20 protein-coding genes are annotated in these 24,021 nt (G+C 72.4%); 14 read left to right on the top strand and 6 right to left on the bottom strand.

The window, feature by feature from the left end:
• Positions 1-52: 52 nt before the first annotated feature.
• Positions 53-535: a hypothetical protein gene (locus CP976_RS40255; RefSeq protein WP_150484780.1), complete on the bottom strand. Its 483-nt coding sequence runs from the start codon at positions 533-535 to the stop codon at positions 53-55.
• 73 nt (positions 536-608) lie between these two features.
• Entirely contained in the window at positions 609-1,514 is a 906-nt protein-coding gene (locus CP976_RS40250) for a hypothetical protein (RefSeq protein ID WP_150484779.1), read from the bottom strand.
• Between the two features lie 345 nt (positions 1,515-1,859).
• Between CP976_RS40250 and CP976_RS40245 the strand changes: the two genes are divergently transcribed.
• The 3 genes from CP976_RS40245 (at position 1,860) to CP976_RS40235 (ending at position 6,129) form a co-directional block, all read left to right on the top strand.
• On the top strand, positions 1,860-2,930 hold the full coding sequence (locus tag CP976_RS40245) for a tetratricopeptide repeat protein (protein ID WP_150484778.1): 1,071 nt from the start codon (positions 1,860-1,862) through the stop codon (positions 2,928-2,930).
• A 206-nt stretch (positions 2,931-3,136) separates the two neighbouring features.
• Positions 3,137-4,120, top strand: coding sequence for a polyprenyl synthetase family protein (locus CP976_RS40240; RefSeq protein ID WP_150485715.1), 984 nt, complete (start codon positions 3,137-3,139; stop codon positions 4,118-4,120).
• A gap of 350 nt (positions 4,121-4,470) precedes the next feature.
• Positions 4,471-6,129, top strand: coding sequence for a serine/threonine protein kinase (locus CP976_RS40235; protein WP_150484777.1), 1,659 nt, complete (start codon positions 4,471-4,473; stop codon positions 6,127-6,129).
• Here CP976_RS40235 and CP976_RS40230 read toward each other — a convergent pair.
• Positions 6,121-7,554 carry a serine hydrolase domain-containing protein gene (locus CP976_RS40230; protein ID WP_150484776.1) on the bottom strand — a complete coding sequence of 478 codons (1,434 nt, stop codon included), beginning with the start codon at positions 7,552-7,554 and terminating at the stop codon, positions 6,121-6,123. The genes CP976_RS40235 and CP976_RS40230 overlap by 9 nt on opposite strands.
• 73 nt (positions 7,555-7,627) lie before the next feature.
• On the opposite strand from CP976_RS40230, the gene CP976_RS40225 reads away from it, so the two are divergent.
• The 3 genes from CP976_RS40225 to CP976_RS40215 all read left to right on the top strand — a co-directional run bounded on the left by CP976_RS40225 (position 7,628) and on the right by CP976_RS40215 (position 10,217).
• On the top strand, positions 7,628-8,599 hold the full coding sequence (locus tag CP976_RS40225) for an LLM class F420-dependent oxidoreductase (protein WP_150484775.1): 972 nt from the start codon (positions 7,628-7,630) through the stop codon (positions 8,597-8,599).
• Between the two features lie 95 nt (positions 8,600-8,694).
• Positions 8,695-9,726 (top strand): hypothetical protein, encoded by a 1,032-nt coding sequence (locus tag CP976_RS40220; RefSeq protein ID WP_150484774.1) that lies wholly within the window; start codon positions 8,695-8,697, stop codon positions 9,724-9,726.
• A gap of 65 nt (positions 9,727-9,791) precedes the next feature.
• A complete protein-coding gene (locus CP976_RS40215) occupies positions 9,792-10,217 on the top strand; it encodes an SsgA family sporulation/cell division regulator (protein ID WP_150484773.1) in 426 nt (141 codons plus the stop codon).
• An 87-nt stretch (positions 10,218-10,304) separates the two neighbouring features.
• Here CP976_RS40215 and CP976_RS40210 read toward each other — a convergent pair whose 3' ends face one another.
• Entirely contained in the window at positions 10,305-10,802 is a 498-nt protein-coding gene (locus CP976_RS40210) for a DUF6328 family protein (protein WP_150484772.1), read from the bottom strand.
• Between the two features lie 145 nt (positions 10,803-10,947).
• Between CP976_RS40210 and CP976_RS40205 the strand changes: the two genes are divergently transcribed.
• Complete coding sequence (locus CP976_RS40205) at positions 10,948-11,295, top strand: hypothetical protein (RefSeq protein WP_150484771.1); 348 nt, start codon at positions 10,948-10,950, stop codon at positions 11,293-11,295.
• A gap of 44 nt (positions 11,296-11,339) precedes the next feature.
• Here CP976_RS40205 and CP976_RS40200 read toward each other — a convergent pair whose 3' ends face one another.
• Positions 11,340-12,323, bottom strand: coding sequence for an aldo/keto reductase (locus CP976_RS40200; protein ID WP_150484770.1), 984 nt, complete (start codon positions 12,321-12,323; stop codon positions 11,340-11,342).
• A 138-nt stretch (positions 12,324-12,461) separates the two neighbouring features.
• On the opposite strand from CP976_RS40200, the gene CP976_RS40195 reads away from it, so the two are divergent.
• From CP976_RS40195 to CP976_RS40170, 6 genes are all read left to right on the top strand, one after another.
• The gene (locus CP976_RS40195) at positions 12,462-14,201 is read left to right on the top strand and encodes a cholesterol oxidase substrate-binding domain-containing protein (RefSeq protein WP_229876324.1); all 1,740 of its coding nucleotides are present in this window, start codon (positions 12,462-12,464) and stop codon (positions 14,199-14,201) included.
• A 349-nt stretch (positions 14,202-14,550) separates the two neighbouring features.
• Positions 14,551-14,916 carry an apotyrosinase chaperone MelC1 gene (gene melC1, locus CP976_RS40190; protein ID WP_150484769.1) on the top strand — a complete coding sequence of 122 codons (366 nt, stop codon included), beginning with the start codon at positions 14,551-14,553 and terminating at the stop codon, positions 14,914-14,916.
• A 32-nt stretch (positions 14,917-14,948) separates the two neighbouring features.
• Positions 14,949-15,770 (top strand): tyrosinase MelC2, encoded by an 822-nt coding sequence (melC2, locus tag CP976_RS40185; RefSeq protein WP_150484768.1) that lies wholly within the window; start codon positions 14,949-14,951, stop codon positions 15,768-15,770.
• Between the two features lie 57 nt (positions 15,771-15,827).
• Positions 15,828-17,399, top strand: coding sequence for a hypothetical protein (locus CP976_RS40180; protein ID WP_150484767.1), 1,572 nt, complete (start codon positions 15,828-15,830; stop codon positions 17,397-17,399).
• A 52-nt stretch (positions 17,400-17,451) separates the two neighbouring features.
• Entirely contained in the window at positions 17,452-21,183 is a 3,732-nt protein-coding gene (locus tag CP976_RS40175; RefSeq protein WP_150484766.1) for an nSTAND1 domain-containing NTPase, read from the top strand.
• A 195-nt stretch (positions 21,184-21,378) separates the two neighbouring features.
• A complete protein-coding gene (locus CP976_RS40170; protein ID WP_150484765.1) occupies positions 21,379-22,809 on the top strand; it encodes a polysaccharide deacetylase family protein in 1,431 nt (476 codons plus the stop codon).
• Positions 22,810-22,851: 42 nt separating this feature from the next.
• On the opposite strand, the gene CP976_RS40165 is transcribed toward CP976_RS40170, so the two are convergent.
• Positions 22,852-23,334: an ester cyclase gene (locus tag CP976_RS40165; RefSeq protein WP_150484764.1), complete on the bottom strand. Its 483-nt coding sequence runs from the start codon at positions 23,332-23,334 to the stop codon at positions 22,852-22,854.
• A gap of 75 nt (positions 23,335-23,409) precedes the next feature.
• On the opposite strand from CP976_RS40165, the gene CP976_RS40160 reads away from it, so the two are divergent.
• Positions 23,410-23,880, top strand: a complete 471-nt coding sequence (locus tag CP976_RS40160; RefSeq protein WP_150484763.1) for a MarR family winged helix-turn-helix transcriptional regulator — start codon at positions 23,410-23,412, stop codon at positions 23,878-23,880.
• The last annotated feature ends 141 nt before the right edge of the window (positions 23,881-24,021 follow it).

Here is a 24,021-nt window from a genome sequence, read left to right as displayed (position 1 = left end):
CGTGCGAACTGAACTCTCCTCCCACTGCGCCGGGATCAGGCACCGCTCCCTGTCAGGTGAGCCAGCTGCCCGCCGCGCACTCGGAGGCGGTGACCCACCGGTGAGACCCGATGCGGTCGTTCACCACCTGCCCGGGCCTGTTGTGGAAGTAGTTGTCCGTGAGGTTGTCGGCCCACTTCTCTCCCGGAGCGAGGCAGACATATCCGTTCTGATACTGGTAGTCCTTGTCGTAGTAGAAGGCGACGACGTCCCTTCCCCCGACGAACCCGCTGTTCATCACGGAGGACGCCACTATGTTGGCGGGCCTCTGAAACGCGCCGGCGTCATCGCCCCAGCTGCGATCATCTCCCGGCGTCACGCCGAGAGGCCGGTCCCCGTTACAGCCCCAGTCCACCCAAGCCCGCACATTGCCGTCACGGCCCGGCCATCTCGCCGCGCAGAGGTTGTCGTCTGCCGCCGCGGCAGAGGTGGTCGGTGCCATGAGCCCGAGGGATGCCAGGGCGATGACGATGGCGGCTGTGCCTGATCTGCGCATGACGTACTCCTTGCTGTCTCCGCCTCTGGTGAGGCATGCGGTTACACGAACGGGTCGTGGAGGTGATGGGTGGTCAGGCCCGAGGGCCGACGATCTTCTTGGCACGGTCGAGCGCTTGGTGCTGCAGCCGGAGGTACGTGTCCAGGGCTTCCCCGTAGCGGTCGCGCAGCTGAGCGACGTAGTGACTCTCGCGCTCCTCGCCGACGGCGCGAAGGTCGGTGTCCTTGGCGCAGGTGGCGTCGGCCACGGCGAGCTTCCGCTCGGCCTCGAAGACCTTGGGCTCGGCCGCCCGGTCGGACTGTGCGACCGCCGACTGGCGGGAGGCACCCGGGTCCTCGTAGTCGTAGCCAAACCGCTTCATACACCGCGACCAGGCGTTCTGCGCTGCCGAGAACCGCTGGTCGGCCAGCACCCGGGGCACGTAGAGCGCGCGGAGATGCCCGGCGGTCTTCTCCGCGCGGAACCACTCCCGGGGATCCCCGTACAGCTTCTTCTCGGATTCGGCCACGCAGCCCCCCATCTGTTTGCGCACGCTCCCGCCACCGGGGATCTCGACGGCCATGACCGGCACGTCGACCCCGCCGTCCAGAGCCTCGTCGTAGGCCTGGCGCCGCTGCTCGGAGAGCCGCTTGCGGTAGGCGAGGTTGGGGTTGGCGGCCCGGGCGGCGGCATCCTTGGCCTGGAGGCGGCTGCCGTACCCGTACTTGCGGGCCCAGGCGACATCGTCCAGCACATAGCCGAGCGTGCGGCTTTCCTCCAGGCTGAGCCGCGCGGCCTCCCAGAACTCGAAACCCTGGCGTCTCATGCACGCGCCGATCAGCCGTTGCTGTGCGTCCGAGATGCGCAACTGCTCGGCATCGGTCAGTTGCCGGGCTCCTCCGGTCGACGGCGGCCCCGCTTTCACCGGAGGGTGCTTGGCGCTGTCACAGCCGGTGATGACGGCCGACACAAGGAGCAGGCTGATCACTGCCTTGCGCATGACGTCCTCTCGCGTGGGGTGTGAACGAGGAAGCGGGGAGGGGGAGAGACAGGAACAGCGGGGAGCGCGTGCGGAGGGATCGTCTGCGAGATCGGGCTGTTCCTTGTTGACAGATGTGGTGCGCACAGGAACCTAGAGGGCCGCCGGCCCCGACCGGCCCTGACAGGTGTCAGGGGCCCGCACGGTGATCTGCGCCTCACAGGCAACCCCGTCCGTGCGGTCGACGTCTTGATCCACAACAGGTGATGCCCTGGCCCTGGCGGCCAGGGCAGGTTTCCACGTTTCTATACACGCTATGTATACGCACTGTGTATACATCGTGCGCATACGGACCGAAAGGCATCGATGTACGGCAAGGCATTCGCCCCGGAGTACCAGGGCGCGCTCACCAATCTGTCCGTCAACTCCTCCCTGACCGACGTCCTGGCCGCCGGAACCGAGCAGTTGAGGGCGGCCGAGCGTGCGGGGAAGCCCGGGGAGGCGGCGCGTTCCGGACTGGCGGTGGCAGAGGCGCACCGCCGGCTGGGCCGGGTCGAGGACGCGGACCGGGCGTGGAAGGCGAGTTACCGGGCCGCCCGCCGGGCCGGGGACGTCGCGGCGATGGCCTGGGCGCTGTGGAGCGGCGGCACGCTGGCCCGGCAGCGTGGGGCGTTCCGGCTGGCCCGCAGGCTGCTCCAGCTCGCGGCGGACCTGGGCGAACGGGGCGGGGACATCGTCGTACGCGGCTACTCGCTGGCGGGTCTGGCCGAGACCGGCCGCATCCAGGGCGACTACGAGGCCGTCGGCCGGCTGCACGAGCAGCTGCTCGCCGAGGCCCGGCGGCGCGGGGAGGCGCGGCACACGGTGTGGGCGCTGGAGGGCATCGCACAGATGCACCGCAACACCGGGGACTACGACACCGCGTACGCCCTGTTCGAGGAGTCCGCCGAGATCGCCGCGCGCGCCGACGACCGGCGCGGTCACGCCTGGGCGTTGCGCGGTCTGGCCGACGTCGTGTCCGTGCGCGACGGGGACACCGAGCGGGCACTGGAGCTGCTGAGCGAGGCGGAGACGACGTGCCGCGCGATGCGGCTGTCCAGCGCGCTGGCCTACAACCACAAGATGCGCGGCAACGTCCTGTACCGGGCCGGGCGTTACGCCGAGGCGCGCGCCCTGTACGAGCAGGCCCTCGCGGAGTTCCGTGAGATGAGCGAGCCACGCGGGGAGGCGCTGTCGCGGCTGGGCCTCGCCAAGTCCCTGGCCCGGCTGGGCCGCGACCGCGCCGAGACGGCGGCCGAACTGTCCGAGCTCGCCGGCACACTGGAGCGGATCGGGCTCCAGCACGCCCGCAAGATGGTGGCTCGCGCGTACGACGAACTGGGTATACCGGACGCCGGGCTCGTCGAGGCGAGGCCGACGGCGGAGGTGGCACGGTGACGGCCTCCTCCACGGCGGTAGAGGCGGCGCGGCGGGGCGGGGCCGTGCATGAGGAGGAGCGGGAGCACGGGGACGGCCGCCGGGCGGCCGGGCTTCATGCGGGCAGTCCCGACCACCCGGGCGCCCCCGACCATGCACCCGGCTCCCACCCCTCACGCGGCCCCGGCCACTCGGCTCCGTCCGACCCCCTCGCCGACCCCCACCAGATCCTCCACCGCTGCCGCACCCTCGTACGCCCCGCCCTCGCCGAAGCCGTCGGGCGGCTGCACCCCTGGGTCGGTGAGATGGCCGCCTACTCCTTCGGCTGGTGCGAGGTGGGCGGTGCCCCGGCCGTCGCCTCGGGCGGCAAGGGCGTACGGCAGGCGCTCGCGGTGCTCGGCGCCGAGGCCGCCGGTGCGTCCGGGCGGGACGGGGTGGCGGCGGCGGTCGCGGTGGAGCTGGTGCACGCCTTCTCCCTGCTGCACGACGACATCATGGACGGCGACGCGGACCGGCGCCGTCGCCCGGCCGTGTGGAAGGCCTACGGCACGGGCCCCGCGGTCCTCGCGGGCGACGCCCTGTTCGCGCTGGCCGTCGAGACGCTCGCCGCGCAGCCGGGCGGTGCCGCGGCCGTGCGGACGCTGTCCGTCGCGCTGGGCGACCTGGTGCGCGGGCAGGCGGACGACCTGCTGTTCGCCGAGCGCCCCTGGACGGGACCGGAGCGGGTCCGGCCGGACGAGTACCGGGCGATGGCGGAGCACAAGACGGGCTCGCTGCTGGGCTGCGCGGCCGCGCTGGGTGCCGTGCTCGGCGGTGCCGCTCCCGAGACGGCCGCCGCACTCGACCGGGTGGGCCGGCACCTTGGGATCGCCTTTCAGATCGTCGACGACGTGCTGGGCATCTGGGGCGATCCGCAGGTCACCGGCAAGCCGGTCCACGGTGATCTGCGGGAGCGGAAGAAGACGTTCCCCGTGCTGGTCGCGCTCGGCTCAGCGCGTGGCGACCGGCTCGCCGCGCTCCTGGAGGCAGGCGACGATCCCGGTGCGGCGGCGGAGCTGATCGAGCGGGCGGGCGCCCGTGCGGCGGCCATGACGGAGGCCCGGCGTCACCTCGCCGCCGTCGAGACGGAGCTCGCCGGGGTGCCGCTGGAAGCGAGAGCCCTCGGTGAACTGCGGTCAATGCTGGGCTTCCTGGTACGGCGCGACGTCTGAGCCGACCGCGCTCGGGAATCCGTCGGCGAATTCATCGGAGGGGTGTCGAGTTCAGCCGGTGGACACCTTCGCATTTACCGTCGGTTACCAGCAGGCCAGCCGGGGATTGGGGAATCCGCGGGCCGCGGAGAAGAATTCTCCGCACCCGCGGCGACGCCCTCCGCGACCCCGGGCGACCGAGGTGAGCCGCTCCCGAGCCCGCGAAAGACCGTTTTCTCTCGCACACTTGACCCCCTCTCTTGAATAAAAGACAAGAATGAACCCGGAGTTGTGATCCGGTTGAACGCAACACGGTCCATGCCCCGTACCTCTGGAAAAGGTGAGAGCCGGATTTCCAGCGAGGGATGGCCATGGGCAGGGCGCACGTCTCCACACACCAGTTGGTGGCCGGCCGGTACCGGCTGCTCGAGATCATCCAGCGCGAGACCAACCGCATCTGCTGGTACGCCGAGGACATCGGTGCCGGCGAGGTCTCCCGCCCGTGTCTCGTCACGCAGATCGGGCTCCCGGACGACACGTACGAGACCGAGCGCCGGACCGCCGGCCGCCTGCTGCGCACGTCCGAACGCATGGTGCTGCTGTGCCCCGGCCGGATCGCCACGGTCGTCGACGCCATCGAGGAGGCCGGCACCCTGTGGACGGTCACCGAGTGGATCGACGGCACCCCGCTCGGCGAACTCCTCTCGGAGCAGGGCACGTTCAACTACGTGCGGGCCGCCCGTATCGGCCTGGAGGTGCTCGACGTGCTGGACGCCGCGCACGCCGAGGGCGTCACGCACGGCGAGCTCAGCCCCGGCCAGGTGTTCGTACGCGAGGACCAATCAGTCGTCGTCACCGGCTACGGTCTGGTCGGCGCGACCCTCGCGCCCCGGCTCACGGCACCCGCGTTCGCCTCCCCGGAGCAGGCCCGCGACCAGCACATCGGGCCCATGGCCGATCTGTGGGCGCTCGGCGCGATCCTCTACACGATGGTCGAGGGCCGCCCGCCCTTCCGGGACCGGGGCCGGCCGGAGAACACCCTGAAGGCCGTGGACCGGCTGCCGCTGCGCACGCCGATGCGCGCCGGGCCGCTCACTCAGGTCGTGCAGGGGCTGCTCCGCAAGGACGCGCGGGAACGGCTGACCCGCCCGGTGGTCCGTGAGGCGCTGACCCGCGCGCTCAGCGAGGACCCGGAAGCCGCCATGGGGGCGGTACCCGCGCCGAGGCTGCGCGGCGCGTACGCCGCGATGCGGCCGGGGGGGCCGGCGTGGAGCAGACGGACCATGGTCGCCGGCACCACCCTGGCCGTGGTCACCGTCGCGGTCGCCGTACTCGCCGCGACCCAGGGGCTGCCCGGCGGCGACTCGGGCAGCGACGCGGCGGAGTCCCCGGCCCGGCCACCGGCCTCCGCCGCCACACCGGGCGAGGGCACCGGCGGCGGCAGCCCCGAGCCGTCCGAGCCACCCGGCCGGACCGGCTCCCCCTCCCCCACGCCGTCTCCGTCGTCCCCCGACCCCAAAACCCCCACCCCGACGCCCACGCCGTCGGCCCCGGCCACGGGCCTGCCGGCCGGCTTCCGGACCTACCGCGCACCGGAGGGCTTCTCCGTCGCGCTCCCCGCGGGCTGGAAGCCGCTGGACACCGATCGCCAGGGCGATCTGCGGTACCGCGTGACCTTCGGTGCCGCCGGTGACGACCGCACGCTGGCCGTCACCTACAGCAAACGCGTGGGCCCGGATCCCGTGGCCGTGTGGCGGGACGAAGTCGAACCCAACCTGGAGCGGTCCGGCGACTACCGGCGCATCGGCGAGATCCGCGCCACGACGTACCAGGGACGCGAGGCCGCCGACTTGGAGTGGACGGCGGACGTCGACGGCACCCGGATGCACACCTTCGGCCGGGGCTTCCTGCTGGGCGAGGGCCGGAGCTTCTCGCTGCGCTGGACGACCCCGGACGACGACTGGGAGGACAAGGCGAACCAGGAGGCTCTGCGGACCTTCCTCAAGACGTTCCGGCCGGGCTCAGACTGAGCCGCGCGGGGCGCGCAGGCGGGTGAGCGGCCTGGGGTCGAAGGGCTGCGTGCGCCAGCTCGCGGTGAGCGTACGGTCCGTGAGGGAGCAGGTCAGCGCCAGGCGGTGCGGGGTCTCCAGGAACACCACCTCCACGGCCAGCGCGCCGGAGTCCGTCCAGCCGCCGCTCACGGCGGTCGGGAGCGGTTTCTCCGCCACCGTCCAGCCCGCCCCTCCGATCCGCACGTCCAGCCTGTGCTCGCCCTCGGTGAGCCGGAGCGTCCAGCCGTCCGCGCCCGGTACGAGCCCCGCCGACAGAGCGGGACCGTCCCCCTTGGAGGACCTGAACTCGGCGGCCGCCCATTCCTCCGCCCGGTCGGGCGGTGCCGGCCTGCCCGGTGCGGACGGCAGCGCGAGGTGGGCGAGGCGCTCCCGCAGGGCCTCGTCGGCGGCATCCCGCCCGGGCAGCGGCTCGGGCCCGAAGGCGGGCAGCAGGTGCCGCCAGACGAGGTTCAGGTAGTCCTGCATCCGTTCGGTCGCCGAGGTCGCCGCGATCACCGCGTCGTGCTCGGGCAGCACCAGGCAGAACTGGCCGTACGCGCCGTCGCCGCGGTAGCCGTGCCGGGAGATCCAGAACTGGTAGCCGTAGCCCTGGTCCCAGTCCTGCCGCTCCACGTCTCCCATGGCTCCGGCGGTCGGTATCCGCGGACGCGTGGCCCGGGCGACCCACCCTTCGGGCAGCAGCCGCTCGCCCTCCCAGACCCCGTCGCGCAGATAGAGCTCGCCGAGCCGGGCGACGGCGTCGGTGGTGGCGTGCAGACCGCTGTAGCCGATCTCGCGGCCGGCGCGGTCCCGCTGCCAGAACGCCTCGCCGATGCCCAGCGGATCCAGCAGCCGCGGGCGCAGATACGCGGTGAGCGGCTGCCCGGTCACCCGCTGGACGATCGCGGCGAGGGTGTAGGTGGCCGGCTGGTTGTAGGCGAAGACGGTGCCCGGATCGCGGTCCGGCGGCAGCAGCAGGAACCCGCGCACGGGCTCCTCCTTGTCCAGCCCGTAGACCTCGTCGACGGTCTCCCGCTCGTGGCCGCTCGACATGGACGCCACGTGCCGTACCAGCATGGCCCGGCTGCGCGGGTCGGTGATCTCGGCCTCGAGCTCCGGGAAGTACGAGATCACCGGCGCGTCGAAGTCGAGCAGTCCCTCCGCCTCGGCCAGGGCGGCGGCTGTTCCGGTGAAGCTCTTGCTGAGCGAATACAGCAGGTGCGGGCGGTCGGGGGTGTACGGCGCCCACCATCCGGAGGCGACCAGCCGGCCGTGCCGCATGATCATCAAACTGTGCGGCTCGATCTCGGGGGCCGCTTCGAGGGCGTCGAGGAAGGCGTGGACGCCGGACGCGTCGACGCCCTGGGCGGCGGGGCTGTCCGCGGGCAGAGAGGAGGCACTCATGGGGGCATCCTGCCCCCGCCGGGGGACCTTGATCGAGCAGTTTTCACGCCCGTTGTCAGGGGACTCGCCGGTTATGGTGCAAATCGGATACACGATGATGACCGAGCAGGCCGGCCCCCGAGAGCTCGTCGACCATGTGGTGCGGGCCGAGGAGGCGGGCTTTGACTTCTCGGTGACCTCCGACCACTACTTTCCGTGGCTGCGCTCGCAGGGACATTCGCCCTACGCGTGGGCGGTGCTCGGTGCGGCCGCCCAGGCCACGTCACGTATCCCGCTGATGACGTACGTGACGTGCCCGACGTTCCGCTACCACCCGGCGGTGGTGGCGCAGAAGGCGGCGACGGTCCAGTTGCTGTCCGAGGGCCGGTTCCGGCTGGGGCTCGGCTCCGGCGAGAACCTCAACGAGCACGTGGTGGGCGGCGGCTGGCCGTCCGTCGACGTACGGCACGAGATGTTCGAGGAGGCCGTGGAGATCATCCGCGCCCTCTTCAAGGGCGGCCACGTCAACCATCGCGGCACGCACTTCGACGTGGAGTCGGCCCGGCTGTGGGACCTGCCGGACGAGGCGCCGCCCATCGGCATCGCCGTCTCCGGGGAGCGGTCGTGCGAACTCGCGGGCCGGCTGGCTGATCTGGTGATCGCCACGGAGCCCAAGGCGGGGCTGCTGGAGGCGTTCGACCGGCACGGCGGCGAGGGCAAGCCCCGCGTGGGCCAGTTGCCCGTCTGCTACGACCCCGACCGCGACACGGCGATCAAGCGCGCCCACTCCCAGTTCCGCTGGTTCGGCAGCGGCTGGAAGGTCAACTCGGAGCTGCCGCATCCGGATTCCTTCGAGGCGGCGACCCAGTTCGTCACCCCCGACGACGTCGCCGACTCCATCCCGTGCGGCGACGACCCGGACGCGTTCGTCGAGGCCGTCCGCCCGTACGCCGAGGCCGGTTTCACCGAGATCGCCCTGGTCCAGATCGGAGGCGAGTCGCAGCCGGCGTATCTGGACTGGTCGGAGAAGACCCTGCTGCCGGCCCTGCGCGACGCCTTCGGCTGAGGTCCTCCCCCGTCCGGGCCGACCCGGGCCATGGGCACGTATAGGCTGCCGACCTGCACATACTCAACCGGCCAGCCTATTCAGGAGAGTCGTCCGTGACCCTAGCGACCACCCCGCCCGTCAGCTCCCCGGCGCCCGTGTCCGAACCGATCGCGCGGGACGCGCGGGAGTTCGGGGCGTACGCCCGGACCGGAGGGTGGGCCTTCGGGCTGAAGGTGGCACGCAGCGTGCGGCCCGGCGGACAGGGACCGGACGAGACGCCGAAGGTGTCGGCGAGGGAGTTCGCGGAGCTCGCCGGGTGCTCCCCCGAGCGGGTCATGCGCTACTACAAGGCGTGGGACCGGGCGGCCGACGACGGGCTGGTCCCGCACTTCGAGGCCCTGGCGCCGGGGCAGGAGGTGGACCTTCCGGACGCCGACGTGTGGCTGAGCTACTACGTCTCCCGCTCCGGCGCCACCTCCGAGCGCGGCACCGCCATCGCCGAGGCCGCCGAGGCGGAGGGCATCCGGCCCACGAAGGCGCTGGAGGTCGCGGAGAACCCCACCGCTCTGCGCGCCGCGATCCTCGCCGACCCCGCCACCGCCCGCGCGGCACGCCAGGCCCTGCTGGACCGTGTCCGGGAGGACCCGGAACTCCAGTCCGAGCTGGCCCGTGACGTCGTGCGCACGGACGAGCTGAAGAAGGCCGTCGCCGGCGAGAGCAGGGCGGCCGACCGAATCGGGTACGTGCGCCAGATCGCCGAGTCGGGGCAGATCAAGACGCCCGCCGGGCAGACCGTGGACGCGCCGGCCGACCTCCGTCAGGAGGCCGAGCGGCACCTGTCGCTCATCGACGAACTGGACGAGGACGAGGACGCCGGCGAGTGGGCCGCCGAGGCGTACGACACCATGAAGTCCCTCGTCGTCGAGACGGTCGAGACCGACCCGGCGCTGCGGGTGCGGGAGCGGCGCACGAAGTTCTACAGCAGCCTCCAGAAGGCGACCAAGGTGTTCGAGGAGCTGACCTTCGACGACGCCGGGGAGTTCTACGAGGACGACATGGTCCAGCGCCTGGAGGAACTCCAGCGGGCCGTGGCCGTGTGCATCGAGTCCCTGCGCGGTGCCCGCGGGAATCACCCGGAGGGCTGAGCATCTTGTGCGTATGGGGGGTACTAGAGGGCTCTACGTCGGTTGGTTCTTCCGGAGGCCCTCTCGTGAACTCCTTCGTGCACAAGACCCTGGTGGTGCAGCTCCAGGCGGGTGACACGGACCGTTTCTCCGTGCTCGCCCACCTGAGCTACGACGCCGCGGACCCGTTCGCCGTCACCGTGGTCTTCAGCCACGACGGCCGGGTCCTCGCCCGCTGGCAGCTGGACCGCGAGATGCTCGGCGAGGGGCTGCGGCGTCCGGTCGGGGTGGGGGACGTGCGGATGCGTCCCGAGTCGCTGGGCATGTGGCGGGAGTTGCGCATGGAGTTCCTCGGTGACGCCCGCCCCGACGGCGGCCGTCACCACGCGGTGGTGTTCGCGTGGGCCCCGGCGTTCGCGGCGTTCCTGCGCGAGACCCACGAGGTGGTCCCGCCGGGCCGCGAGGAAGTCAGCGTCGACGACTTCCTGGCGAACGTGATTGCCGGGGGCTGACCCGGGGCGTTTCCCGCTGACGAACCTGCCGTGCTGTCCGCCGCCACCCACGCAGTGGTGCTGATGGCGGAGAGCACGGCAGGTTCGTCACTTCGCCGTGTGGCGGTGCCGGGTCCACAGAGGCAGGACGAACCAGCACAGCAGGTACCAGCCGACCACGCCGGCGACGAGGTAGGGCACGAAGCCGTCGTGCGTCGCCACGCGCAGGATCAGCAGCAGCGAGGCGGTCGTCGTGGCGAGCAGCAGCACGAGGCCGAGCAGTGTGAGCCGGGAGGCCAGCCGCACCGCCTGGGGCTTGACGCGCCGCCCGGAGACCAGGCGGTGCAGGGACACCGGCCCGATGAGCGCCCCGGTCGCACACGCGCCGAGGACGACCGTCACGAGGTAGATCGTCTGGTCCGTGTCGGTCAGGTCGTCGTACTTCTCGGTGAACACCACGGTGAGCAGGAAGCCGAACAGGATCTGCACGCCCATCTGGGCCACGCGGACCTCCTGGATGAGCTCCTGCCACATCCGGTCCGCTCTCTCCTCCTCCGTCTCGTTGCGCCCCCGGCGCCTCGGCGCGCCCTCTGCCGTGTCCGCCACTGTTCCTCCCCGGGTAAGACGTGAGTGCTTCTCTCACGCGTGTTCCCCGTAAGCGGCCGTCGTCCCGGCCTGCGGGCGGTTTGACCGATCAGCGGACGGTTACACGGACGGCGACTGAAGCACAGCCCGAGGAGGTCGTGGACGCATGTCCGGTACGCAGCTCACCGTCACGCTCAGCGGCGGGGGCGCCGACGACGCACGAGCGGTCGTCCGGGCCCTGGAAGGCACCTTCGGGGCGCCGGACGAGGTTCCCGCCGACGAGAACGCGACGGTGCACATGGCGACCTTCGACGGCGGCAGGGACGCGAGTCCCGCGAGTGATGCCGGGGCGGGGGCCGAGCGCCTGTCCGCCCCGGTGACCGTCACCGTGCAGGGCGCCCCGGAGGCGGTGCGGCGCGCGAGCGACACGCTCACCCGGGCCTTCACGGCCCGCGACGACGGTGCCGCCTCCGGCGACCAGGAGCAGGAGAGGCAGCTGCTCCTGGTGCCGTGAGCTCTTGGTGCCGTGAGTTCTTGATGCCGTGACGGGGGGCTCGCCTACCAGCGGAATTCGACCTGGTCCTTGATCCTCCGGTCGTAGAGGTCGCGGATCGCCGTCAGCGTCTCGCCGGACAGCTCCGGCAGGCGGGCGGCGGCCGCGTTGGCACGGGCCTGCTCGGGTGAGCGGGCGCCGGGGATCACGGTCGTGACGCCGGGCTGGTCGATGATCCAGCGCAGGGCGAGCTGGGCCGGGGTGCAGCCCTCGGGAGCGAGCGCCGCGAACTCGGCTGCCGCCTCGACGCCGGTGACGTAGTCGACGCCGGAGAAGGTCTCGCCCACGTCGAAGGACTCGCCGTGCCGGTTGTAGGTGCGGTGGTCGTTCTCGGGGAAGACCGTGTCCCGCGTGTACTTGCCCGACAGCAGGCCGGAGGCCAGCGGGACGCGGGCGATGATGCCGACGCCCGCCTCGCGGGCGGCCGGGAGCACCTCGCGCAGGGGCTTCATGCGGAACGGGTTGAGGATGATCTGCACGCTCGCCACGTTCGGGCGGGCGATCGCGGTCAGCGCCTCCGCGCAGGTCTCGACGCTGACGCCGTACGCGGCGATCCGCTCCTCCTCGACCAGGGTGTCGAGAGCGTCGAACACCTCGTCCGTGGAGTAGACGGGTGTCGGCGGGCAGTGCAGCTGCACGAGGTCGATACGGTCGACGCCGAGGTTGCGCCGGGAGCGGTCGTTCCAGGCGCGGAAGTTGTCGAGCACGTAGTTCCCGGGGATCTGGTCGACCCGGCGGCCCATCTTGGTGGCGACCAGGACGTGCAGGTCCGGCCTGCCACTGAGGAACGCGGCGATGGTCTGCTCGCTGCGGCCGTCACCGTACACGTCGGCGGTGTCGAAGAAGGTCACCCCGGCCTCGGCCGCCGCCTCCAGTACCGCGAGGGCTTCCTTGTCGTCGACGTCCCCCCAGTCGGCACCCAGCTGCCACGTGCCGAGACCGACGACGGAAGCGTGCTGACCCGACCTGTCGAATGTGCGCTCGTCCATGGCGTCAGTCTGTCATCCGTCACGGCCGCGCGCGGACCGTCCGGATCCGGGCCGCCGACCCCGCCGGATTCACTCACACGAGTGAATAGAGTCGACAGGAACGCGTCACGTGTCAACGGGCCCCTAGCGTGGCTCGACGTGGCAACCGGTTCAGTGAGCAACATTCCGTCGGACGGGGCGCGTTGGTCGCGCCGCAGTTTCCTCCTCACCGCGGCCGCGCTGGCCGCGGTGCCGGGTCTCCCGGCGGATCCGGCCGCCGCCGCGGCGGAGTTGCCGGACTTCCCGGCGGGCGTCGCGCTGTACCGCTCGGCGTACCGGAACTGGGTCGGCGAGATCACCGCCGACGGGATGTGGGCCTGTGCGCCGGGAAGCCCCGGCCAGGTGGTCGAGGTCGTCAACTGGGCCTGGCGGCAGGGCTGGCGGGTGCGCGCCCGGGGCGCCTCGCACGGCTGGTCGCCCCTGACCGTGACGGAGGGGACGCCGTCCGGTGCGCCCGTCCTCCTCGTCGACACCGCGCCCCACCTCACCGGCCTCGCCCTGGACTCGCCGGCCGCAGTGCGCGCCGGCACCGGCGTGACCATGGAGGCACTGCTCACCTTCCTGGAGGAGCACGGCCTCGGTGTCACAGCGGCTCCCGCCCCGGGCGTCCTCACGCTGGGCGGCGCCCTGGCGATCGACGCGCACGGCACCGCCGTCCCCGCGCGGGGCGAGCGACGCCTGCCGGGGCACACGTACGGCTCGCTGAGCAATCTGATCCTGTCGCTCACGGCCGTGGTGTGGGACTCCCGGGCCGGCGCGTACGCGCTGCGCACCTTCCACCGTGACGAAGGGGACTGTGCCGCGCTGCTGACCCATCTCGGGCGGTCCCTGGTGACCGAGGTGGTGCTGCGGGTGGGCGCGAACACCGACCTGCGGTGCGTGAGCCGTACGGACATCCCGGCCGGCGAACTGTTCGCCCCGCCCGGCTCCGGGAACGGACGCACGTTCGCGAGCTTCCTGGAGGAGGCCGGGCGGGTCGAGGCCATCTGGTTCGCCTTCACCGAGCATCCCTGGCTGAAGGTGTGGAGCGTCTCCCCCACCCGGCCGCTGGCCTCCCGGCGCGTGACACGGCCGTACAACTACCCGTTCTCCGACAACGTCCCGGCCCCGGTGGCGGAGCTGGTGGGCCGTATGACGTCTCAGGCGGCCTGGTACCTGGCGCCGGTGCTCGGCACCGCGCAGTACGACGCGGCCGCGCTCGGGCTGGTGGCGACACTGTCCGGCGACATCTGGGGACCTTCCAAGAACACTCTGCTGTATCTGAAGCCGACCACCCTGCGGGTCCACGCGAACGGCTATGCCGTGCTCACCTCCAGGGACCGGGTGCAGAAGGTCGTCTCCGAGTTCGCCGCGTTCTACCGGGAGCGGCTGACGGCGTACGCGGCGCGGGGCAGCTTCCCGGTCAACGGCTCGGTGGAGATCCGGGTGACCGGCCTCGACGACCCGGACGACTCCGGAGTGGCCGGGGCCCGTCCGCCGCTGCTGTCCGCGCTCCGGCCGCGCGCGGACCACCCCGAGTGGGACACGGCCGTGTGGCTGGACATCCTGACACTGCCGGGCACGCCGGACGCGGAGGCGTTCCTGCGCGAGATCGAGCGGTTCCTGCTGCGCACGTACGACGGCGGGTCCGCCCTGACCCGGGTGGAGTGGTCCAAGGGGTGGGCGTACACGGACGACGGGGTGTGGAGCGACGAGGAGGTACTGGGCTCGGTGGTGCCGGCCGCGGTCGGTCCGGCCGAGTGGGCCGAGGCGGACGCGGTGCTGGACCGGCTGGACCCGCACCGCGTCTACGGCAACGCCTTCCTGGACCGGCTGTTCGGGCAGGGCGCCGAGGAGTGAGCGCCTCACCCCGGCGCGCGGGAGGTTCTCGTACCACTGGGCGCTGAAGCGGGCCGCGCTCAGCATCACCGGACGGACGGCCGAATCGCGTCACCTTCTGTGCGTGACGCGCACCACGGGCAGCGGGCCGCACGGGGAGAAACATCCGTCACAGCACGCCTCGCGGGCGGAACTTCCCCTTCCGCCCCGCCGGAACACCCCCTCGCGGCAAGATCATCTTCGTTCAACCTTGCACGACATAAGGGGAATTGCCCGATTCGCAGCCAACCGGCTCGCGTGGATTTCTCCCGGTACCGGGCGGACCGATAGGCATGTGTGGTCATCAGCCGAACGAACTCAGGAGATCCGCATGCCGGAACTCAGCCGTCGCCGTGCGCTCACCGCCGCGGCCGTCGTCGCCGCGACCGCGGGGGCATGGCCGGCAAGCGCCCCGGCCACGGCCGCCGGGCACCACGACTCCCCCGGGACCTTCGACGAGGTCTACAAGGGCCGCCGGATACAGGGCCGCCCGGCCGCCGGAGCCGGTCATCACCACCACGGCGCGGGATACGCGGTGTTCGTCGACGGTGTGGAACTGCACGTGATGCGCAACGCCGACGGCACCTGGATCAGCGTCGTCAGTCACTACGACCCGGTGCCCACCCCGCGCGCCGCCGCCCGGGCCGCCGTGGACGAGCTCCAGGGCGCGCCACTGCTGCCCTTCCCCGCCAACTGACCCCTTCCGTAAGGCATCTGGAGCGCCCGCACATGACCGTCCGCAAGAACCAGTCCGCCCTGACCGCCGACGAGAAGCGGCGCTTCGTCGCCGCGCTCCTGGAGTTGAAGCGCAGCGGCCGCTACGACGAATTCGTCACGACGCACAACGCGTTCATCGTCTCGGACACCGACGACGGCGAGCGGACGGGGCACCGCTCACCGTCCTTCCTGCCCTGGCACCGAAGATTCCTCCTGGAGTTCGAGCGGGCGTTGCAGTCGGTGGACGCGTCGGTGGCGCTGCCGTACTGGGACTGGAGCGTCGACCGTTCGCCGCGCGCATCGCTGTGGGCGCCCGACTTCCTCGGGGGCACCGGGCGCGAGCGGGACGGCCGGGTGACGGACGGGCCGTTCTCGGCGTCCTCAGGGAACTGGCCGATCAACGTGCGGGTCGACGGCCGTACGTTCCTGCGACGGTCCCTCGGTGGCGGCGGGCGTCAGTTGCCGACGCCGGCCGAGGTCGAGTCGGTGCTGTCGATACCCACATACGACATGGCGCCCTGGAACAGTGCCTCGGACGGTTTCCGCAATCACCTCGAAGGGTGGCGGGGCGTCAACCTGCACAACCGCGTCCATGTGTGGGTCGGCGGGCAGATGGCCACCGGGGTGTCCCCCAACGACCCGGTGTTCTGGCTGCACCACGCGTTCATCGACAAGCTGTGGGCCGAGTGGCAACGGCGGCACCCGGGCTCCGGCTATCTGCCGGCCGCGGGCACGCCGAACGTGATCGACCTGCGCGAGACGATGAGGCCCTGGCACGACACGAGCCCGGCGGATCTGCTGGACCACACGGCGCACTACACGTTCGACGCCTGACGCCCAGGGGGTCGAAAATGCCGGACTCGTCGTTCCCGCTCCAGGCAGGATGTCGCTGTGCATCCCATCCTGTGCGGGCTCGCCGCCAACCCGGCCCTGTCGCCCGAGCTGGTCGACCGCCTGATAGCCATGGCGGACGACGACATCGCCACACACCTCGCCTATCGCGCGGACCTCAGCCGCGCACAGGCGGTCGCGTTGGCCGGGCGCGTCGAGGAGAGGGCAGTGCATCTCGCGTACGAGGGCCGGCTGACCGCCGCCGACATCGATCCCTCTGTCCGGCCGGACGCCGCCCTCGCCCTGCTCGACCAAGGCGCCGGCCGGCCGGAGTGGGCGCGTCTCCTCGCGGCGGACCCGGTCCTTGAACGCCGGGAGAAGCTCGCGGCCTGCCCCGGTCTCCCGTCCGACGTGGTGGACACGCTCGCGGTGGACCGGGACGTACGTGTCGTCGCCGAGCTCGCGGCGGCGGCCACCTCGGACGTGGCCGCGAGGCTCGCGGCCCATCCGCACGCCGAGGTCCGCCGCGCGGTGGCGGGCAACGAGGCGACACCCCCGGCCGTACTGGCAGCGCTGGTGACCGGGGAAGGGCTGCCCGCGGCACGACGCTGCCTGGTCTGCGACCGCCACGAGCCCCCCTTCGTTCACGATCCGCAGTGTCCGCGGCTCGACTGCGATCTGCCGCCGGGTGCCTCCTGTGACGGCACCCACGAGTCCGCCGTTCACGGCGTGCGGGAAGCGGCACTCCGCAACCCCGCCACCCCCGTCGAAGCCGTCGTCGGCTTCGTGGACCATCCTTCGACGCTGCTGCGCTGGGCGCTCGCCACCCGCGAGGACCTACCCGGACCGGCGTGCGCGCAGCTCGCCTCGGAACCCATTGCGGGCATCCGCGCCGACCTTGCCGCGCATCCCGGGCTCGACGATGCCCTGCTCCGTGCGCTGGCCGGCGACCGCGACCCCGACGTGCGCCGTACGCTCGCACACCACCCACGCGTACCGCTCGACGTACTCACCGACCTGGCCCGGACTGCCAAGATCGGCTCCAGCCTGCTGCCCCGTATCGCCGCCGCGTCTCCCGCCGAGGTCGAAGAGCTGGCCATGTCACCCGAGCCGGCCGCCCGCATGCTCGTGGCCCAGCGACGCGATCTGCCGCCCGAGATTCGCAACCGGCTGGCCGACGACCCCGACGCGAAGGTGGTCAAGGCCCTCGCTCCGCACCCTGGCCTCAGCGAAGCGCAGTTGCGTGCCATGGCCGACCGACACGGCGTCCGTGTCCTGGCCAAGGTGGCGACCAACCCGGACGCGTCCCCGGCGCTGCTGGAGGACCTGGTCCAGCACAAACCAGTGGTGCAGAAGATGTTCCGCGAGGTTGCCCGGCATCGCAGCGCCACGGCCTCGGCACTGCTGGTCTGTCTGACGGACAGGCAGGCCAGACCCGTGGCCGCCGGCCACCCGGCAGTCCCGCCACCGGTCCTCGTGGAGCTGCTCGCCGACCCGGAGTGGCAGGTAGTGGAAGCAGCAGCGGCCAATCCGTCCCTGCCTCCTGCCGTGATGTGGGACCTGCTACGCCACCGCGAGGGAATGTCCCGGGGCGGAGCCGACTCACCACCGGGATTGCCTGCGGGCGGGTGAAAACGTAGGTTGAGCTCCGTTTTCTTGTTCGAGGGTCGAAAGGTGCCACCCGGTGGGTCGACGCGAGAAGCCGGTGGACCCCAGCGCCGGTCCGGTGCAGCGCCTCGCTCACGACCTGCGCCTGCTGAGGGAGAAGGCCGGGAAGCCGCCGTACCGGGAGATGGCCGAACGGGCGGGGTACTCCACGACCGCCCTGTCGCAGGCCGCGGCCGGCGATCAGCTGCCGACTCTGGCGGTGGCGCGCGCCTACGCGGAGGCGCTCGACGCCGACCCGGACGAGTGGGAGGCCCGCTGGCGGGAGGCGGACGCCGAGCTCCGCGCTCCCGCGGCCGACGAGCGGGCTCCGTACCGGGGGCTGGCCCGCTTCGAACCGGACGACAGTGACCTGTTCTTCGGCCGGGAGGCGCTGGCCCGCGACCTGCTGCGCCTGGCCCGCGCGCACCGGTTCGCTGCGGTGTTCGGGCCCTCCGGCAGCGGCAAGTCCTCGCTGCTGCGGGCCGGCCTCATCCCGCTGCTGCGGGAGGGCCCGGGCGCCGGCCGACCGGCGGTGGTCCGGGTCCTCACCCCCGGCGAGCGGCCCGCCCACACGCATGGGCGGGCGCTCGTTCCCCAGGACGGTGAGCAGGACACCTGGGTGATCATCGACCAGTTCGAGGAGCTGTTCACCCTCTGCCACGACCGCGAGGAGCGGGACCGTTTCCTGGGCCTGCTGCTCGGCGCGCGGGAGCCGGAGAGCCGCCTGCGGGTCGTGGTCGCGGTGCGCGGCGACTTCTACGGCCACTGTGCCGAGCACCGGGAGCTGGCGGAGGCGGTCAGTCACGCGAACCTGCTGGTCGGGCCGATGAGCGGGGACGAGCTGCGGGAGGCCGTCACCGGCCCGGCCAGCACGGCGGGGCTCAACGTGGAGCGCGTGCTGACCGGGCGGATCATCGAGGAGGCCGGCGACCAGCCGGGCGCGCTGCCGATGCTCTCGCACGCCCTGCTGGAGACATGGCGCCGCCGCCGGGGCCGCACGCTGATGCTGGCCGCGTACGAGGAGGCGGGAGGCGTGCGCGGGGCGATCGCCGCCACGGCCGAGCAGGTCTACGGCGATCTGGACGAGGGTCAGGCCCGTACGGCCCGGCGCATCCTGCTGCGGCTGATCGCCCCGGGGGACCGTACGGCCGACACGCGCCGCCCGGCGTCACGGTCCGAGCTGGGAACGGGTGAGCTCGACGTCCTGGAGCGTCTGGCCGCCGCCCGCCTGGTCACCCTGGACGGCGACACCGTCGAACTCGCCCACGAGGCCCTGATCACCGGGTGGCCGCGCCTGGCCGGCTGGATCGAGGAGAGCCGGGGCCGGCTGCGCGCCCAGCGGATCCTCGGCGAGGCCGCCCGCGCCTGGGAGGAGCTGGACCGTGACCCCGGCGCGCTGTTCCGGGGGTCCCGGCTGGAGCGCGCCGAGGAGCTGTTCGGCAGGCAGCGGGAGAAGGACGACACCGACGACCTCACCCGGGTGGAGCGGGCCTTCCTGACCGCCTCGGCCGCCGCCCGTGACGCCGAGCGGGACGCCGGAACGCGCGCCGCCCGCCGCACACGGGCCCTCGCCGTCGGTCTCTGCGTGTTCCTCGTCCTCGCGCTGACCGCGGGGCTCGTCGCCTGGCAGCGCGACCGGGTGGGCGAGGAGGAGGCCGCCAAGGCCACCGCCCGCCGTCTGGCCACCGTCGCCGAGAGCCTGCGCGCCACCGACCCCCGTACCGCGTCCCTGCTCGGTGCCGCCGCGTGGCGGATCGCCCCGCTCACCGAGTCCCGCTCGGCCCTGCTGGGCGCGCTCGCCCAGCCGGAACGGGACGCCTTCACCGACCCCCAGACCGGCCAGGACGTCCGGCGCTTCCTCACCGACCAGGGCCGCACCCTGCTCAGGGCCGACGGAGCCCGCGTCACCGCATGGAACGTGGCCGAGCACCGCCGTACCGCCGCCTACCACCTGCCGGACGACGCGGAGGCGACCGGCGTCGGCCCGGACGGCCGCTCCCTCGTCCTGACCGGGGCGGACAGCGACACGTTGTGGAACCTCCCCGAGGGGAGATCCGTCGCCGATCTGGGCGACGCCGAGCTCGGGGCGACCGCGCCCGACGGGGACGCCTACCTCATCCAGCCGTTCGACGGGCCCGGCCGGGCGCAGGTCCGCCGGACGGAGAACGGCAAGGTCCTCTTCACCACCGGGGTCTCCCGCACTATCACCACGGCAGCCCTCGGCCAGGGCGGGCGTGTGGCCGCTCTCTGCCCGGCCGAGGGCCCGCCCCAGGTGTGGGACACCGTGCGCGGCAGGCAGTTGCCCGGCGCCTGGCAGAAGGCGGACAACACCGTGTGCGGCACCGGCTCGGGAGCCGACGGCGGGGACCGGCTGCTGCGCCTCAGCGCGGACGGCAGGCGGCTGGCCTCGATCCACGGGACGGCGGCCACCGTCTGGGACGTCGGCAGCGGGCGTGTCGTCGCCGACTTCGCCAGCGGCGGCACGACCGGGTTCGCCCAGGCGGACCTCTCGCCCGACGGGGAGTTCCTCGCCACGGCCGACGACCAGGAGATCGCCGTATGGCAGCTGGCGTCGGGGGGCGGGCAGGTCTTCCACCGGCCGCTGGCCGGGGCGGAGGTCACAGGGCTGACGTGGACCCCGGACCACGGCCGCCGCGTCCTGCGCTACCTCGACCGCGCCACCGTCCACACCTTCGACCTCACCGACCGCCTCGCCGCACACTGGCAGAGCACCCCGGCCGACGCCACCCTCCTCGGCCCGGACGGAACCACCCTCGCCACCGCCACCCGGTCCGGGCACGGCTACCGCTTCGAGCTGCTCTCCACCAGCACCGGCGCCGTCCTCGCGCGAAGCACGCTCGGCCCCCTGCCGAGCGACACCGGCGACGAAACCCCGCGGCTGGCCTTCAGCCCGGACGGCCGCACGCTCGCCGTCGCCGACACCACGTCCTCGGGCGGCTCCCTGCGGCTGCGCTTCACCGTGTGGGACGTACGGACCCACATGGTCCGTACGAGCTTCACCACCTCCGGAGCGGCCGACCGCCCCGTGTCCGCGCTCGCCCTGGGCACCGACGGGCACACACTGCTGGCCGTGCGCTCCGCGGGTGACGGCGAGGCGGCGGAGGTCTGGGACACCCGGACCCACCGCGTCTCCCGAACCCTGCGCGGCCTCTTCGGGCAGGGCATGGCCGTGCGGCCGGACGGACGGCTGCTCGTCGGCTCCGCCGACCAGTACGCCGACGTCCCCTCCGGCAAGGTCACCGGGTGGGCGCTGGCCGACGGCCGGGAGGTCACCGCGCTCGCCTTCAGCCCCGACGGCGCCCGGCTCGCCGTCGGCGACACCACCGGGCACGTGACCCTCTGGGACGGCGACCTGCGGCACACCACGGGTGTCCTGACCGGCACCGCCGACACGGCCCCGAGCAGCCGGACCGAGGCCGTGGGCGCTCTGGCCTTCTCCTCCGACGGCGGCACTCTCGCCGTGGGGGGAGCCGGCGGGACCCTCCGGCTGTGGGACACCGCCGGGCAGCGACTGCTCGGCGGCGATCTGCCCACGTCCGGGGACGAGGTCCGCTCGCTCGCCTTCGGAGGGAACGACGGCATGCTCTACGCCACCGGCCCGAACGTGCTGCTGCAACGCCGCCCCATCGCCCCCGACGCGGCCGTCCGCGCCATCTGCGAACACGCCGGGGGTGGACTCACCCGGGCGCAGTGGCGGCGGTACGTCCCCGACGCGCCGTACCGGCAGGTCTGCCCAGCAGCGCGCTGAATGCACACAAAAGTGGGCAGAGTGCCGCAGGACCCGGCCCTCAAATTGTTCACGGTGACCCCGGGGCTCGCTGAAAAACGCCCCTGACCAGAACGATCGGAGATCACAACGGCCGTCGGCGTCCTCGAACGCGGCGGCCGCCCGGCGTCCGGTCCGCGACGCCCGGAAGGTCTCCTCTCCTCAGGTTCTGGTCACATGCGCTCTCACACCCTGCTCCCCGCCCTCCTGCTGCTCGGCTCGCTCACCGCAGCCTGTGCGCACGGCTCCTCCGAACCCCCGGTCACGGCAGCCGACGGCGCACGGCCCGGCTCGTCGCCGTCCCCGGCCCGGACGGTCGACCCGTCGAAGATCAAGGGTCTGGAGATCGTCAGCGACAGCAGCGAGAACGGCTCCTGCCCCTTCGCGACCAGCTACCCGGACGTGCCGGGCGCGGAGGCGATGACGGCCGCGATGAAGAAGGACGTGGAGCGGCGCCTGGCAACCTTCCGCTCGGGGGTGTGCACGGGTTCGGGCGGCGCGGACGGCCGCGAGCTCAACATCAGCCACCAGTTCCTGGTCGCCTCCGGCGACGTGCTCGGCGTCCGTCTCACCACCCAGGACCAGAGTGCGGCGGGCGACGGGCTGTCCGCCAGGACGTACTGGTACGACGGCAAGGCCGGCGCCTACCCCACGGCACTCGGACTCGTCGCCGACGGCTCCCGGGACGCCTTCGTCGCCGCCTTGAAGGATCAGCTCAAAGACCGGGAGGGCGTGGATGCAGCCGCCCTGGACGACAAGTTCTCCGACCCGGACACCCGCGACGCCGCCCTGTACGACATGGCCTTCACCGCCGACGGCGGACTGCGGGTGCACTTCGACCGCGGCGACGTGGGCGTTCCGGCCGCCGGGGCCCAGACGGTGACCATCCCCAAGAAGACGATCACGCCATGGCTGTCCGCGTTCGGCAAGCGCGCCCAGCGGCAGACCGTGAGCCCGAGCCGTTCACTCGACCTGGGCGCGCCGCACGTCCCCGCCCCCGCCGTCCCCACCCACACCGCCTCCGGTGACGACGACACCGATTGCAAGAAGGTCAAGTGCATCGCCCTGACCTTCGACGACGGACCCGCCGTCCCCGAGACCTCGGCCCTGCTGACGCACCTCGCCCGGTACAGGGCGCGCGTCACCTTCTTCACCGTCGGCCAGAACGTCGCCGCCCACCCCGACCTCGTCCGCGCCGAGGCGAAGGCCGGCCACGAGATCGGCAACCACTCGTGGAACCACCCCGACCTCACCCGGCTCAGCTCCCGGCAGGTCGCCTCCCAGCTCAACCGCACCAGCGCCGCCATCAAGGCCGCCACCGGCAGGACCCCCACCCTCTTCCGTCCGCCCTACGGCGCCGTCAACCGCACCGTCAGGGCCGCCACCGCCCTCTCGCCGGTGCTGTGGGACGTCGACACCGAGGACTGGAAGTACCGCGACCCCGCCAAGGTCGCCCGGACCGTCATCACCAAGGCCCAGCCCAACGACGTGGTCCTCATGCACGACATCCACGCCACCTCGGTCGCCGCCGTCCCCGAGATCCTGCGCACCCTCACCGCCCGCGGCTACCACTTCGTCACCGTCAGCCACCTTCGCGCCACGCTGTGACGCCGGGGGCCGGGCCAACAAGCCGGTGCCGGGGGTGCCCGCTCAGTGCCGAGCCGGTCCGTTGGGGCCGGAGACGGCGCCGAGCTGGGCCAGGCCGTCGAGGATGTCGGTGCAGGTCCAGTACTCGACGAACCTGCCGTCGGCGACCCGCAGGATGTCGTGGCCGCTGAAGGAGATCTCCGTGCCGACGGGGGCGGTGGCGTGCGGGATGCCGCCGGCGTAGGTGGCGCGCATGGTCCACCGCGCGGCGATCACGTCTCCGTCGATGATCGGTCCGAGGTCGACGGTGATGGCGATGCCGCCGAAGGCGGCCATGGTCTGCTCGATCTCGGGCAGCAGCCGCGCCGGGCCGGTGACCGCCTCGGAGTCGCTGCCGTCGGGACGCGCCTGGTGGACGAGGAAACCGGGGGCGAGGATGTCCTCGGCATGGCGGAAGTCGCCACGCCACATCCGGCTCCAGCGGTCGTAGAGGGCGCGCATCTGCTCGCGGCTGTGTGGAGCTGTGGGTTCTTCTCGAATGGTCATGATAGAAAGATGCTGCATCACACAACATCTGCGCAACACAGTTATTCACGGATAAGGAGTCAGGGGGGTTACTTCATGCCGGAACGGACGACCCGCGCGGCGGCGGTCGCGGCGGTCACCGCGGCAGCCCGGCGCCACCACGCCGCCTACACCCTCTTCAACCAGGCCCTGGCCGAAGAGCTCGGCCTGCATCCCACAGACCTTCAGTGCGTGAGCCTGCTCGGCCTGGAGCCCGGCCCGCACACCACCGGCGAGATCGCGAAACTGACCGGGCTGACCTCCGGGGCAGCCACCCGCCTCGTGGACCGGCTGGAGAAGGCCGGCCTGGTGGAACGCCGGCCCGACACACACGACCGGCGCAAGACACTCGTCTCCCTCACCACCGCGCGCACCCCACACATCGAGGCCGCCTGGGAGGCACCCGGCAGGGCCTTCGGCCAAGCCCTGGACGACTTCACCGACGATGAACTCGCCGTGATCGAACGCTATCTGCAACGCGTCACCGACGTCGGCACCGAACAGACCGCGCGCATCCGGGAAGGCTGACCAAGAACGGTGCAGGGCGCGCGGAGGGTCGGCACGGCGCTGTACGAAAAGTCGCGGGCCGGGCAGCCCGCGGGTGACACTGGTACCGCCGCCGGCGGCGGTACGGCCGGCGGCTCGTCCGAGGACGACCGTGATGGACGC

The organism is Streptomyces coeruleorubidus (assembly GCF_008705135.1).
Lineage (GTDB): Bacteria > Actinomycetota > Actinomycetes > Streptomycetales > Streptomycetaceae > Streptomyces > Streptomyces coeruleofuscus.
This window is presented reverse-complemented; position numbering and strand designations above follow the sequence as displayed.